Origin of the sequence: Neisseria sp. Dent CA1/247 (assembly GCF_022870825.1) — a bacterium.
Taxonomy (GTDB): domain Bacteria; phylum Pseudomonadota; class Gammaproteobacteria; order Burkholderiales; family Neisseriaceae; genus Neisseria; species Neisseria zoodegmatis.
The window spans coordinates 1419046-1432449 of sequence record NZ_CP091522.1 but is presented as its reverse complement, the minus strand read 5'-3'; the positions used below and the strand labels follow the sequence as shown (position 1 = coordinate 1432449).

Annotated in this window: 13 protein-coding genes; 7 read left to right on the top strand and 6 right to left on the bottom strand. The window is 53.0% G+C overall.

Features of this window, described 5'->3' with window-relative positions; translation table 11 throughout:
• Positions 1-145: 145 nt before the first annotated feature.
• From glp to LVJ85_RS07095, 3 genes are all read left to right on the top strand, one after another.
• The gene (gene glp, locus LVJ85_RS07105; RefSeq protein WP_244738287.1) at positions 146-1372 is read left to right on the top strand and encodes a gephyrin-like molybdotransferase Glp; all 1227 of its coding nucleotides are present in this window, start codon (positions 146-148) and stop codon (positions 1370-1372) included.
• Positions 1369-2346: a GTP 3',8-cyclase MoaA gene (moaA, locus tag LVJ85_RS07100; protein WP_244738285.1), complete on the top strand. Its 978-nt coding sequence runs from the start codon at positions 1369-1371 to the stop codon at positions 2344-2346. The genes glp and moaA overlap by 4 nt, the downstream gene beginning before the upstream one ends.
• Before the next feature lie 194 nt (positions 2347-2540).
• Entirely contained in the window at positions 2541-3734 is a 1194-nt protein-coding gene (locus LVJ85_RS07095) for an amino acid aminotransferase (protein WP_244738280.1), read from the top strand.
• A gap of 93 nt (positions 3735-3827) precedes the next feature.
• Here LVJ85_RS07095 and argH read toward each other — a convergent pair whose 3' ends face one another.
• A complete protein-coding gene (gene argH, locus LVJ85_RS07090) occupies positions 3828-5210 on the bottom strand; it encodes an argininosuccinate lyase (RefSeq protein ID WP_244738277.1) in 1383 nt (460 codons plus the stop codon).
• A gap of 45 nt (positions 5211-5255) precedes the next feature.
• On the opposite strand from argH, the gene LVJ85_RS07085 reads away from it, so the two are divergent.
• Positions 5256-6293 (top strand): sensor histidine kinase, encoded by a 1038-nt coding sequence (locus LVJ85_RS07085; protein WP_085362541.1) that lies wholly within the window; start codon positions 5256-5258, stop codon positions 6291-6293.
• A 276-nt stretch (positions 6294-6569) separates the two neighbouring features.
• Positions 6570-7829, top strand: coding sequence for a glutamyl-tRNA reductase (hemA, locus tag LVJ85_RS07080; RefSeq protein ID WP_244738275.1), 1260 nt, complete (start codon positions 6570-6572; stop codon positions 7827-7829).
• A gap of 115 nt (positions 7830-7944) precedes the next feature.
• Here the strand turns inward: hemA and nusB are convergent, their stop codons facing one another.
• From nusB to LVJ85_RS07060, 4 genes are all read right to left on the bottom strand, one after another.
• Complete coding sequence (gene nusB, locus LVJ85_RS07075; protein WP_085362543.1) at positions 7945-8379, bottom strand: transcription antitermination factor NusB; 435 nt, start codon at positions 8377-8379, stop codon at positions 7945-7947.
• Positions 8380-8440: 61 nt separating this feature from the next.
• Positions 8441-8932 (bottom strand): 6,7-dimethyl-8-ribityllumazine synthase, encoded by a 492-nt coding sequence (ribH, locus tag LVJ85_RS07070; RefSeq protein ID WP_085362544.1) that lies wholly within the window; start codon positions 8930-8932, stop codon positions 8441-8443.
• A gap of 105 nt (positions 8933-9037) precedes the next feature.
• Positions 9038-9361 (bottom strand): DUF2185 domain-containing protein, encoded by a 324-nt coding sequence (locus tag LVJ85_RS07065; RefSeq protein WP_115133344.1) that lies wholly within the window; start codon positions 9359-9361, stop codon positions 9038-9040.
• 42 nt (positions 9362-9403) lie between these two features.
• Positions 9404-10309 carry a DMT family transporter gene (locus LVJ85_RS07060; protein ID WP_244743111.1) on the bottom strand — a complete coding sequence of 302 codons (906 nt, stop codon included), beginning with the start codon at positions 10307-10309 and terminating at the stop codon, positions 9404-9406.
• A 217-nt stretch (positions 10310-10526) separates the two neighbouring features.
• On the opposite strand from LVJ85_RS07060, the gene LVJ85_RS07055 reads away from it, so the two are divergent.
• On the top strand, positions 10527-11321 hold the full coding sequence (locus tag LVJ85_RS07055) for an FKBP-type peptidyl-prolyl cis-trans isomerase (RefSeq protein WP_244738273.1): 795 nt from the start codon (positions 10527-10529) through the stop codon (positions 11319-11321).
• Between the two features lie 7 nt (positions 11322-11328).
• On the opposite strand, the gene LVJ85_RS07050 is transcribed toward LVJ85_RS07055, so the two are convergent.
• Complete coding sequence (locus LVJ85_RS07050) at positions 11329-11487, bottom strand: lipoprotein signal peptidase (RefSeq protein WP_085362686.1); 159 nt, start codon at positions 11485-11487, stop codon at positions 11329-11331.
• Positions 11488-11959: 472 nt separating this feature from the next.
• On the opposite strand from LVJ85_RS07050, the gene LVJ85_RS07045 reads away from it, so the two are divergent.
• Positions 11960-13306, top strand: coding sequence for a DEAD/DEAH box helicase (locus LVJ85_RS07045; protein ID WP_244738271.1), 1347 nt, complete (start codon positions 11960-11962; stop codon positions 13304-13306).
• Positions 13307-13404 lie beyond the last annotated feature (98 nt).

The following is a 13404-nucleotide window of genomic DNA, read 5'->3' as shown; positions in this document are numbered from 1 at the left end:
ACCCGCAAACCCTCAAGCGGGGGGTACACACCGCATCACACCGCCGTATGCCGTTGCACCAAAAACATATAAAGCGCAACCTGTCTTGGTATATCATCCGGCATACCGCTCGCTGTTATTTTTATTTTGCAATCAAGGATAAACCATGTCGCTCACATCCGTTACCGAACTGCAAACCCTGATTCGGGCGCATATCGATAAAAGCAAATACCGCCCCGAGATTGAAACCGTAGCCGTTGCCCGCGCTGCAGGACGCGTTTTGGCGCAAGATATTACGTCACCCTTGAATATCCCGTGCGCCGATATTTCCGCTATGGACGGCTACACTTTGCCGGCCGCAGCCGAAGCGGGCAGCCGTTGGCAGGTGGCGGGAGAATCGGCGGCGGGCAAACCGTTTGCAGGCAATGTACCCGAAGGCGGATGCGTTCGGATTATGACCGGTGCGGTTGTACCGACAGGCGGCGCGTGCGTGGTATTGAAAGAAAACGTAACCGTCGAAGAAGACAGCATCGTGCTCAACCAAACCGCCCGCGCAGGCGACAATATCCGCTATTGCGGCGAAGAAGTCGCCATCGGCAATACCGTGCTGCAAGCTGGGCGTATTCTGCGCACGGCCGACATCATGCTGCTGGCTGCGCTGGGTGTCGGCGAAGTGCCGGTGTACCGCAAAATCAAAGTGGCGGTGTTATCCACCGGCGACGAACTGCACGAACTCGGCACACCGGTGGGCAGACCCGACCAAGTGTACGACAGCAACCGCCACACGCTGATGGCGCGGCTGAACCTGCTGCCGGTGGAAGTGCTCGATTTGGGGCAGGCCGCCGACGATTTGGAAGGCGTGCTGCATGTGCTCGACGAAGCCGCCCAGCAAGCCGATGTGGTCATCACTTCCGGCGGCGTATCCGTGGGCGATTATGATTACGTTCGCGAAGCCGTATTGCGTTTGGGCGCCATCCATCATTACAAAGTGGCCGTGAAGCCCGGAAAGCCTTTTGTGTTCGGCAAAATGTTGAACACATGGTATTTCGGTTTGCCCGGCAACCCCGTGTCCGGCTTTGTGGGCTTCGACCTCTTTATCAAAGAAGCCTTGTGGCTGCTGTGCGGCGCAACCGACGTGCCGCAGCCATTGCGTTTTTCGGCCGTCTTAACCCAGCCCGTGAAAAAATCGCCCGGCCGCACCGACATCCAGCGCGCGCTTTTGCAGCAAGAAGCCGACGGAAGCTGGTCGGCCGCACCCTCCGGCGCGCAGGATTCCCACCGCGTATGGGGCGTGAGCCGCGCCAACGGCTACATGATTCTGCCGTGTGAGGCAGGCGATTTGCCCGCCGGTACGACCGTAACCGTCCAGCCTTTTACAGAGGCTTTCTTATGAACGCACTGACCGACCCTTTCCAACGCCGTCTGACTTACCTGCGTTTGTCCGTTACCGATTTGTGCAACTACCGCTGCGTGTATTGCCTGCCCGACGGCTATCAAGGCAAGGCCAAACCCGACGAACTGAGCCTGCGCGAAATCGAAACACTGGTGCAAACATTCGCCCGTAACGGCACGCGCAAAATCCGTCTCACCGGCGGCGAGCCGACCTTGCGCCGCGACTTGGCCGACATCATTGCCATCTGCAAAGCACAGCCCGAAATCGAACACGTCGCCCTGACCACCAACGCTTTCAAGCTCGCCAAACTTTTCCCCGCCTACCGCGCGGCAGGCTTGGACAAACTCAACATCAGCATCGACAGCTTCGACCCCGAAGTGTTTTACCAAATCACCGGCAAGCGCGAATGCCACAACATCCTGCGTGCCTTAGACGACATCTTGGCCGAAGGCTTCTACTCCATAAAAGTGAACACCTTATTAATGCGCCGCTACATCGACAGAACGCTCGCCGACGCATTGGAGTTCGTGCGCCACCGCCCCGTAACCCTGCGTTTTATCGAATTGATGCAGACCCGTGATAATTTTTCACTCTTCAACGCACAACACCTTTCCGCCGCAGGATTGGAAGCCGATTTGCAGGCGCAAGGCTGGCAGCTCTTGCCACGCCAAGCACACGCCGGCCCCGCGCGGGAATACCGCCATCGCGATTTCGCCGGCGGCATCGGCTTTATTGCCCCGTACAGCAAAGATTTCTGCCGCAGCTGTAACCGATTGCGCGTCAGCGCCCAAGGCAAAATGCACTTATGCCTGTTCGGCGGCACCGCCTACGACCTCCGCCCCTGGCTGCAACAAGGCGACACCGAAGGCTTGCAGCAGCACCTGCACGAATTGATGGACGAAAAACCGGAGCACCACTTCCTGCACAACAAAAAATTCGGCTTGATACGCGATCTTTCGATGATTGGCGGATAAGGTTTCAATCTGCTTGAGATTTCATCAAGTTTCAATGGCGTAATATCCGTTATAAAACCAAGCAGGCCGTCTGAAAATTTTCAGACGGCCTGCTTGGTTTTTTGTTTTCATCTTATGTTAAAAAGCGTAAGATAGATAGCTGGAATTTTCTAATCTTCATCAGTTTCCCATTTTAATTGTAGAAAGGTACCGCCATGTTTTTCGATAAGATCGAAGCCGCACCTGCCGACCCGATTTTGGGTTTGGGCGAAGCATTCAAAGCAGAAACCCGTGAAAATAAAGTGAACTTAGGCATCGGCGTTTACAAAGACGCCCAAGGCCAAACCCCGATTGTGAAAGCGGTAAAAGAAGCCGAAAAACGCCTGCTGGAAACCGAAAACACCAAAAACTACCTGACCATCGACGGCGTGGCCGAATACAACGCCCAAACGCAAAAATTGCTGTTTGGTGCCGACAGCGAAATCGTTACGTCCAAACGCACCAAAACCGCGCAAAGCTTGGGCGGTACCGGTGCTTTGCGCGTGGCTGCCGAATTTATCAAACGCCAAACCGGTGCGAAAAACGTGTGGATTTCCACCCCCACTTGGCCGAACCACAACGCCATTTTCAAAGCCGCAGGCATCAATATCCGCGATTACCGCTACTACGATAAAAACACCCACGGCTTGGATTGGAACGGCCTGATTGAAGATTTGAGCCAAGCCGAAGAGGGCGACGTGGTGCTGCTGCACGGCTGCTGCCACAACCCTACCGGTATCGACCCGACCCCCGAGCAATGGGAAACCTTGGCGAAAATGTCTGCCGAAAAAGGCTGGTTGCCGCTGTTTGACTTCGCTTACCAAGGCTTTGCCAACGGCTTGGAAGAAGACGCTTACGGCTTGCGCGCCTTTGCCAAACTGAATAAAGAACTGCTGGTAGCCAGCTCTTATTCCAAAAACTTCGGCATGTACAACGAGCGTGTGGGCGCGTTCACTTTGGTAGCCGCCGACGAAGAAGCTGCCAACCGTGCTTTCAGCCAAGTGAAAACCATCATCCGTACCCTGTATTCCAACCCCGCTTCACACGGCGGTTCGACCGTGGCTTTGGTGTTGAAAGACGAGGCGTTGAAAGCACAATGGATTGCCGAGCTGGACGAAATGCGCGGCCGCATTAAAGAAATGCGCCAAAAATTCGTGGATTTGCTGAAAGAATACGGCGCGGAACAAGATTTCAGCTTTATCGTGAAACAAAACGGCATGTTCTCGTTTTCAGGTTTAAGCCCGGAGCAAGTTGACCGCCTGAAAGACGAATTTGCCATTTACGCCGTGCGTTCAGGCCGCATCAACGTGGCAGGCATCACGGAAGACAACATCCGTTATCTGTGTGAAAGCATTGTGAAAGTGCTGTAAGGCTCAAGCCTGATTGAGCTTTGATTAAGAAGAGGCCGTCTGAAAAGATTTTTCAGACGGCCTCTTTAAGTTATCGCTTTATTGATTCAGAAATCAAGCAGCCAAAATGTCGCGCCAGCGTTTTACCTGCAAACGCACTTGCTCGGGCGCGGTGCCGCCCAAGTGGTTGCGGGCATTCAAGCTGCCTTCGGGTGTCAGTACGCCGTACACGTCTTCGGCAATCAAACCGCTGAAACCTTGCAAGACGCTTAACGGCAGTTCGCTCAAATCCACACCTTGTGTGTCGGCATGGCGCACGGCCAAAGCAACCACTTCATGGCTGTCGCGGAAAGGCATACCTTTTTTCACTAAATAGTCGGCCAAATCCGTAGCGGTCGCAAAGCCCTGCATCACGGCGGCGCGCATGTTTTCCGGTTTAACGGTTACGCCGCGCATCATGTCGGCGTAAATGCGCAAGGTGTCAATCAAAGTATCTGCCGTGTCAAACAGCGGTTCTTTGTCTTCCTGATTATCTTTGTTGTAGGCCAAAGGTTGGGATTTCATCAACATAATCAGGCCGGTAAGGTGGCCGATAACTCTGCCGGATTTGCCGCGTACCAGCTCGGGCACGTCGGGGTTTTTCTTTTGCGGCATAATGGAAGAGCCGGTGCAGAAGCGGTCGGCGATGTCGATGAAACCGAAACGCGGGCTCATCCACAAAATCAATTCTTCGCTCAAGCGGCTCAAATGCACCATAATCAGGCTGGCCGCAGCGGTAAACTCAATCGCAAAATCGCGGTCGGAAACGGCGTCCAGCGAGTTTTGGCAGATTTGCTCAAAGCCGAGCAGTTCGGCGGTGGTTTCGCGACGGATGGGGTAGGTTGTGCCGGCCAGCGCGGCTGCTCCCAAAGGCATACGGTTTACGCGTTTGCGGCAGTCGGCCATGCGCTCGAAATCGCGTCCCAACATTTCCACATAAGCAAGCATGTGGTGGCCGAAACTTACCGGCTGGGCCACTTGAAGATGGGTGAAACCGGGCATCACAACATCGGCGTTGCGTTCCGCCAAATCAACCAACGCGGCTTGCAGGTCGCGGATGAGGGCTTGAATGTCGGTAATCTGGTCGCGCAGCCATAAGCGGATGTCGGTAGCTACCTGATCGTTGCGGCTGCGGCCGGTGTGGAGACGCTTGCCCGCATCGCCGATTTTGTCGGTCAGGCGGCGCTCGATATTCATGTGTACGTCTTCGAGATCGAGCGACCAAGCCATTCGGCCGGATTCGATTTCTGCTATAATGTCGGCCATTCCCTGTCGGATGGCGGTTAAGTCTTCCTCACTCAATACTCCTGCCTGTTGCAGCATCTGCGCATGGGCCAAAGAGCCTTGTATATCCCACTTCGCCAAGCGTTTGTCGAAATCGATGGAGCCGGTATATTTTTTTACCAGCTCGGATACGGGTTCATTAAAACGCCCCGACCAGGTTTTATTATCATTCATAAATTCATCCACTCAGTTGTCGCATTTAGAGAGTTTGTTGTAAAGATGCCTATTATACGCCAAATACAATCTTGGTTTGCACTTCCTGATTTACGGAATTTCGGCACCATCTCGCGTTTGATTTTGTCCAGCATATTCGGATTGATGGCTTTCCCTTTAATCAGCCTCTCTACTGAAAGTTATACCGACCAGCTTTATCACAACGCGGCTTGGGCCGCGCCCACTTTATTGGCGATTCTGATTAAAGGCTACCTGCTCGCCAACACCTTGCCGCGCATTACCGAATCGCGCTTTGCCGTGCTTATCGTGCACATCAGCAACCTGATTATCTTTACCATTGTCGATTACGTTATTCTCGGCGAGCGCATGTATTTTTGGCAGCATTTCTTTTTGTTCAACTTTTTTGCTTTGGGCTTTATGTACACCGAAGCTTCACGCCGTTACAGCTTGGCGCCTTCGCTTTCGGAAGCGCGTTTGAGCGCGCTCACCGCCCGTATCCGCCCGCATTTTCTGTTTAACAGCTTAAACGCAGCCATCAGTTTGATCAGGCTCCGCCCTTACGACGCGGAAACGCTGCTGGAAAACCTCGCCAACCTTTTCCGCGCCCAACTGCGCGACGGCAGCCAAAACAGTACTCTGGGGCAGGAAATCGAATGGGCGCAGGAATATATCGCCATCGAGCAAATCCGCATGGGGCACACACGCGTTCAGGTGATGTGGCAGCACCACGCGCCGGACGATGCCGAAACCCCTCATTTGCTGCTGCAACCTCTGCTGGAAAATGCGGTATTTCACGGTATTGAATCCACCCACCGTCCGGGCTGTATTTCGGTATTGACCACCCGCCAAAAGCACTGGATTTATATCCGCATCGAAAACCCGTATGTACCGACCGACAGCCAAGAAAATGCCAAGCCGCACAAAGGAAATTCGATGGCATTGCGTAATTTGAAAGAACGTTTGGCGCTGATGTACGACAACGATGCCGTGATTAAAAGCCGCCAGCTCGACGGCATTTTCCGCGTCGATATCCGTTTGCCTTACCGCAAAAAATCTTCCGATTTGAAAAAACTGTTCGGTTAAAAACGCAGGCATTTCTTGTCTGCTTTGAGTCTCAAGAGGCCGTCTGAAAATATTTTTTCAGACGGCCTCTTGAGATTGATGCGATACAAAATCAACGCCAAGCCATTGACTATTGCTTGTCGTGCTTTGCTTAAACAACAGCAAGCAGTTGAAAATTTTAGGTAAACCATAGCATTTAACATAGCTTTCCATCAAACACCGCTATGGTTTTCGGATTTTTTTCAAGCGCAACTTAAGCTATAATAATGCGTTCGCAGATTCACTCCACACCCTCTCATGCAACTTACTGCTGTCGGCCTCAATCATCAAACCGCACCTCTCAGCATTCGTGAAAAGCTGGCTTTCACCGCCGAAAGCCTGCCTGAAGCCGTTCGCGCTCTGACTGCGGGCGAGGGCGTGCAAGAGGCCGTGATTCTTTCTACCTGCAACCGCACCGAGCTTTATTGTGTGGGCGATGAAGAATACATCGTCAAATGGTTGTCGCAATATCACGGTGTCAACTTAGATGAAATCCGCCCGTATCTTTACACCTTGGATAACAACGCCGCCATCCGCCATGCCTTCCGTGTGGCTTGCGGCTTGGATTCTATGGTTTTGGGCGAACCGCAGATTCTCGGTCAGATTAAAGATGCGGTGCGCGTTGCCCAAGAGCAGCACACCGTTGATACTTGGCTGAACGCGCTGTTTCAGAAAACATTTGCCGTGGCTAAAGAAGTGCGCACCGGCACGGCGGTGGGAGAAAATTCAGTTTCCATGGCGGCTGCGTCGGTGAAAATGGCCGAGCAGATTTTTCCCGATATCGCCGATTTAAACGTACTGTTTATCGGCGCAGGCGAAATGATTGAATTGGTAGCCACTTACTTTGCCGCCAAAACGCCCCGCCTGATTACGGTAGCCAACCGCACTTTGCCGCGCGCCCAAGAGTTGTGCGAAAAACTCAGCGTCAATGCCGAACCGCGCTTGCTTTCCGAATTGCCTGATATTTTGTACGAATACGACGTGGTGGTTTCTTCCACGGCCAGCCAGCTGCCGATTGTCGGCAAAGGCATGGTTGAGCGCGCGTTGAAGCAGCGCCAAAATATGCCTGTATTTATGCTGGATTTGGCCGTGCCGCGCGATATTGAAGCGGAAGTCGGCGATTTGAACGACGCTTATCTCTACACGGTGGACGACATTGCCAATATCGTCCAAACCGGCCAAAAAGCCCGTAAGCAGGCTGCCGAAGCGGCGGAGGCGATGGTTGAGCAGAAAGTGGCCGAGTTTGTCGAATGGCAGAAAAGCCGCCAAAACGTGCCCATGATCCGTGCTTTGCGCGACGAAGGCGAACGGGCGCGCCGTCAGGTTTTGGAAAATGCCATGAAGCAGCTCGCCAAAGGCACGCCGCCTGAAGAAGTGTTGGAAAGATTATCGGTGCAGCTGACCAATAAACTGCTGCATTCGCCGTCGCGCACATTGAATAAAGCCGGTTCGCAAAGCAGTGAACTGGTGGATGCGGTGGCGCAGATTTATGATTTGGAACATTTGAAGCAGGGCTGAATTGAGGCCGTCTGAAAAATATGATTAAAAAACCGATGCTCAGAAACGGCATCGGTTTTTTATGTTTTAAATCTGTGAAACTGATTTAAAAAAATTTTGCTTTTAGTTGCGCTTTTTAGTTGCGCTTGGGATCGTTCGGGCGCAGTTGCAGGGCGAGTTTGTCGAGAATGCCGTTAACGAATTTGTGCCCGTCGGTGCCGCCGAAGGTTTTGGTTACTTCGATGGCTTCGTTGATGATTACCGGGTAGGGGGTTTCGGGCATGGCATTCAGCTCGTGGCAAGCCATCAGCAATACCGCGCGCTCGATGGGGCTGAGTTCGTTTTCGTCACGGTCGAGCAGGGGGCGGATTTGCTGCATGTAGGTGCTTTGGTTGCTGTGCGCACCGAAAAAGAGCGCGGCAAAAAGGTCGCCGTCGGCTTTTTTGAAATCTTTGCTTTCGCGGATGTTTTTGGCGGTTTCGGCGGCGGGGGAATCCGTGAGGGCGGCTTGATACAAAGCCTGTACGGTAAATTCCCGTGCGCGGCGGCGGGGAGATGATGGTTGTTTCATGGGTAAATCCTTAATGTTTTTTTCAGGCGGCCTCAGCTTGGTTGAGGCCGTCTGAATCAGATTATTCGTCGTCTTCTTCGAAAGCGTCGTCGATTTGATCTTCCAGCAAGAGGTTGATCAGATTGCCGCATTCGACGGCCACGATGGCGGCATCGGTGGCTTTCTCTTCGATGCGAACGTGCGCCTGCTCGTCGTTTTCGGTAGTGAGGATGGCGTTGGCAATCGGAATGTTGTAGTCGAGGCCGACGCGGGTAATGGCGGCGCCGGATTCGTTGGCTACCAGCTCGAAATGGTAGGTTTCGCCGCGGATGACGGCGCCGAGGGCGATCAGGGCATCATATTGTTGCGAAGAAGCCATGTTTTGCAGCACGAGCGCCACTTCCAATGCGCCGGGTACGGTGGCGACGGTGATGTTGTCGGTGTCCACGCCCAAAGCAATCAGTTTATCGGTGCAGACTTTGAGCATGGCGCTGCCGATTTCGTTGCTGAAGCGGGCTTGCACGATGCCGATACGCAAATGGGTACCGTTGTGGCTGGGTTCGATGATGTTCATGATTCGGTGTCCGTTGAGGTTAATGTGTCAATATAAATGGAATAGGGTGCTTGACGGCGGCATCAGGCGAAAGGCCGTCTGAAAAGAAGCGGGGTGCAGGGCAGCTTAGTCTTTCGGCTGCCAGTCTTCAACGCTTTGAAACGCGCCGTTTTCGTCGGTTTCCCACGCCGAGCCGGCGGGTTGGTTTAACCACTCGGCAACGGCGGGGTTGCTGCGGGTAATGTCGCTGATGCTGTACACGCCGAAGTTGTCGGGATTGGCGGTGTATTCGTCGGTTTCGTCGCCGCTGAAAAAGCGCCAGCCGCTGTCTTGCTCAAACACCGGCTCTTCGCGGTACATAAAACCGACCGGTCGGCCTTCTTCGCTCACCGTTTTGGCGGCAATGCAGCGGCCTAGCGCGGTTGACAGGGCATTGGCAAAAATATTCATGTTCAGACGGCCTGTGGCAGATAAAGTAAGGGCTGGATTTTATCACGATTCCGCCGGTTTACGCATGGCGGTTTTCGTGCGGGGCGAACCGAGATAAATGGCAAAAAGCGTGAGTGCCGCCCCCGTCCATTGCAGCATATTGATGGGTTTGTCGAGCAGAAAATAGTCGATAAGCAGCGCCGCAACCGGTTCGCTCAACAGCAGCAGGCCTGCCAGAGAGAGCGGCAGCAGCGGGATGGAATACGCAATCAAACCCCATGCAATACATTGTATGACCGCGCCGTAAACTAATACCAAGCCGAGATCGCTAAGGGTAGTGGGGAAGAGGTTGTGCGCATCCAATAATAAAGTCGGCAACAACAAAGCCGCCATACCGCCCAAGCTTACCAACAGCATCATCGGAAACAGCGGCGTCGGTTCGGCTTGGTGGGTTTGGCGCACAAACACCATCGATAATGCCAGCATTGCGCCCGAGATAATCCCGCTGGCAAAACCCCAGCCTGCCGCTTCGTTGCGGCCGAATTCGGGGCTGGCAATCAAGGCTACGCCGACCACGGCGGCAATCAGGCTCAATAATTGGGCTTTACCCGGTTTTTCGCCGAAAAAGGCCGCGCCGATGGCCGTGAGAAAAAAGATTTGCAGGCTGTTGAGTAAAGTCGAAATACCCGGGCCGACCGCATAAATACTTTCGTGCCACAAAGCCAGCTCCATACCTAAAAATGCGCCCGAAAGCATTGCCAAACCTGTGGCTTTTCTACTTTTCGGCAGTTTTTGTCCGAAAAAACGCGACAAACCCCAAAAAATAACCGCTGCGATGGAAAGCCGCCAAAAGGCGATGGCATACGGCCCTACGGATACGAATTTAACAATCAGGCTGCCCAGCCCGAAAAGTACGCAGCCCGTAATCAGCAGCGGTGCGGCGCGGTTGGTTGGAGATGCGGTTATCATGGTAGGTTGGCGACAAAGATTCAGACGGCCTGCATTGTAGGGCAGGCCGTCTGAAAAGAGAAGGCGGCACATCCGGCTTTATGCAGAGCGGCAAACCGGTTCGGCTTTAACGAAATGCCGTCTGAAACTTGGTTTTTTTCAGACGGCCTTAATTTCAATTAACGCAAACTTGGTTATAATCCCAGCTTCCTTTATCCAGTTACTCAGGAATAAAACAATGACGAAAACTTTCAAAATGAGCGCATTGGCAGTTACCGCAGCATTGGCTTTGGCCGCATGCAACAAGCAAACCACGGAAAATGCACCGGCAGCATCGGGCGAAAAAGCCGCATCCGCCGCCGCTTCCGACATCGGCAATGCAACCCAGCAAGCCAGCTACGCTATGGGTATGGACATCGGCCGTTCGCTCAAACAAATGAAAGACCACGGCACCGAAGTGGATATGAAAGTATTCAACGAAGCCCTGCAAACCGTGCTTGACGGCAAAGAGACCAAAATGAGCGACCAAAAAGCCCAAGAAGTGATGATGGCGTTTTTGGCCGAACAGCAGAAAAAAGCCCAAGCGAAAATGGTAGAAGATGCCAAGAAAAATCTTGAAAAAGGCCAAGCCTTCCTGAAAGAAAACGCCACCAAAGAAGGCGTGAAAACCACCGCTTCCGGCCTGCAATACAAAGTGAAAAGCGAAGGCACCGGCGCACAGCCTAAAGCCAGCGATATCGTTACCGTGGAATACGAAGGCCGCCTGATCGACGGCACCGTGTTCGACAGCAGCAAACAGCACGGCGACCAGCCAGTTACCTTCCCGCTGAACCAAGTGATCAAAGGCTGGACGGAAGGCTTGCAGCTGATGAAAGAAGGCGCCGAATATACCTTGTTCGTACCGGCTGAAATGGCTTACGGCGAAAACAGCCCCAGCGAAAAAATCGGCCCGAACTCCGTTTTAGTATTCGACGTGAAACTGCTGAAAATCGAAAAAGAGCCGCCTCAAGCTCCGGCTCCCGCTAAAAAATAAAACATCTTCATGAGATGATATTAAGAGGCTGAGACCTTTGCAAAACCCTCAGATGTGGATGCAGTTCAAGGCGTAGCAGCGCAGCGAGTGCAGACATATCATATAGATAGGCAAACGAGCGAGCAGCGCACAACGCAGAAATGCGCCGCAGATGGGGGTTTTGCAAAGGTCTCAGGCCGTCTGAAAAACATATTTCAGACGGCCTTTCATCTTTATAAACCACACAAAACGCCTGAAAGCAGATGCGCCTTTTTCACCGCTTTCCCAATAGCTTTTCTAAGAAAAACAGTCATTTTTCTTGACCTTGCAGCAGAAGTTCTATACTATCCGCACCCTTGTCTTTTTGAAGCCATCGTCTTCAGCCAACTTCATATTATTCAAGCCCGCCCGAGCGGCGCTTTTCTGATTTGCTTGGTACAACAAAGAAACATCAGTCGGCACATGCCGCATAAGCTATGTTTTCTTTGCCAGAGCCGGGCATACTTGCAGGTTGTCGCCGATGTTAACCACAGGTCTAAAGATACCTGCGACAACCCTGCGTAAACCACTCTTAGTGATTTCCATACGCCGTCTTTGCTTCAAGGCCGTCTGAAAAAACTTCAGGCGGAAAAAGTGTTGTTGTTCCGTTCAGGAAACCCATGTCTGTAAAATTTAGCGATTTAAATCTCGACAAAAACCTCTTATCCGCATTAACCCAAGCCGGCTACGATTCGCCCACGCCGATTCAGGCACAATCCATTCCCCATGCGCTCGACGGCCGCGACATCATGGCTTCGGCGCAAACCGGCTCCGGCAAAACCGCCGCATTTTTGCTGCCTACATTGCAACGCTTGACCAAACGCAGCGACAAACCCGGCAAAGGCCCGCGCGCGCTGGTGCTCACGCCCACCCGCGAGTTGGCGGCGCAAGTTGAAAAAAACGCGCTTACCTACGCCCAAAACATGAAATGGTTCCGCACCGTCAGCATTGTCGGCGGTTCTTCTTTCGGCTACCAAATCCGTGCCTTGAGCAAACCGATTGACCTGATTGTGGCCACTCCCGGCCGTTTGATGGACTTGATGGACAGCGGCAAAGTCGATTTCAGCCGCTTGGAAGTGCTGATCCTCGACGAAGCCGACCGCATGCTCGACATGGGCTTTATCGAAGACATCGAAACCATCGTCGCCGCCACGCCCGAAAGCCGCCAAACCCTGTTGTTTTCCGCCACTTGGGACGGCGCAGTAGGCAAACTCGCCCGCAAACTCACGAAAAATCCCGAAGTGGTCGAAGTGGAGCGCGTGGACGATCAAGGCAAAATCGAAGAGCAGCTTTTGTATTGCGACGATATGCGTCACAAAAACCGCCTGCTCGACCACATTCTGCGCGATGCCAACATTAACCAGTGCGTGATTTTCACGTCCACCAAAGCCATGACCGAGCAACTGGCCGACGATTTGTACGAAAAAGGCTTTGCCGCCAACTGCCTGCACGGCGACATGCCGCAAGGTTGGCGTAACCGCACGCTGATGGATTTGCGCAAAGGCCGCTGCAAAATTTTGGTTGCCACCGACGTTGCCGCGCGTGGTATCGACGTGCCGACCATCACACATGTGATCAACTACGATTTGCCCAAACAGGCAGAAGATTACGTTCACCGTATCGGCCGCACCGGCCGCGCAGGCCGCACGGGCTTGGCGATTTCTTTTGCCGAGGTTAACGAGTACGTTAAAGTCCACAAAATCGAAAAATACATTAACCGCAAACTGCCCGAAATGACCATCGAAGGCATGGAGCCGACCCGCAAACGTGCCACCAAAGCCTTGAAGCCGAAAGGCAAAGGCGGTTGGGGCGAGCGCAAGTTTGGCGATAAAAAATTCGGCGACAAAAAGTTTGGCGATAAGAAACCGGGTGCCAAAAAATTTTCCGGCAAGAAACCCGGCGTGAAGCCGAAAGGCGAAGGCTTCGGCGGCAAGAAAAAGCCTGTCGGCGGATTCGCTAAAAAATAAAACAGATTCAAAATCTGAACAAACTCAAACACACACGCAATAAATTTCCCGCATTCAGAAAAACTGCCTGCAAGCATGATTTCTGATGCGGGATTTTT

Excerpts from the sequence above, each read along its gene's own strand:
- glp (WP_244738287.1), top strand. The coding sequence starts at position 146 with ATGTCGCTCACATCCGTTACCGAACTGCAAACCCTGATTCGGGCGCAT.
- moaA (WP_244738285.1), top strand. The coding sequence starts at position 1,369 with ATGAACGCACTGACCGACCCTTTCCAACGCCGTCTGACTTACCTGCGT.
- LVJ85_RS07095 (WP_244738280.1), top strand. The coding sequence starts at position 2,541 with ATGTTTTTCGATAAGATCGAAGCCGCACCTGCCGACCCGATTTTGGGT.
- argH (WP_244738277.1), bottom strand. The coding sequence starts at position 5,210 with ATGAATGATAATAAAACCTGGTCGGGGCGTTTTAATGAACCCGTATCC.
- LVJ85_RS07085 (WP_085362541.1), top strand. The coding sequence starts at position 5,256 with ATGCCTATTATACGCCAAATACAATCTTGGTTTGCACTTCCTGATTTA.
- hemA (WP_244738275.1), top strand. The coding sequence starts at position 6,570 with ATGCAACTTACTGCTGTCGGCCTCAATCATCAAACCGCACCTCTCAGC.
- nusB (WP_085362543.1), bottom strand. The coding sequence starts at position 8,379 with ATGAAACAACCATCATCTCCCCGCCGCCGCGCACGGGAATTTACCGTA.
- ribH (WP_085362544.1), bottom strand. The coding sequence starts at position 8,932 with ATGAACATCATCGAACCCAGCCACAACGGTACCCATTTGCGTATCGGC.
- LVJ85_RS07065 (WP_115133344.1), bottom strand. The coding sequence starts at position 9,361 with ATGAATATTTTTGCCAATGCCCTGTCAACCGCGCTAGGCCGCTGCATT.
- LVJ85_RS07060 (WP_244743111.1), bottom strand. The coding sequence starts at position 10,309 with ATGATAACCGCATCTCCAACCAACCGCGCCGCACCGCTGCTGATTACG.
- LVJ85_RS07055 (WP_244738273.1), top strand. The coding sequence starts at position 10,527 with ATGACGAAAACTTTCAAAATGAGCGCATTGGCAGTTACCGCAGCATTG.
- LVJ85_RS07045 (WP_244738271.1), top strand. The coding sequence starts at position 11,960 with ATGTCTGTAAAATTTAGCGATTTAAATCTCGACAAAAACCTCTTATCC.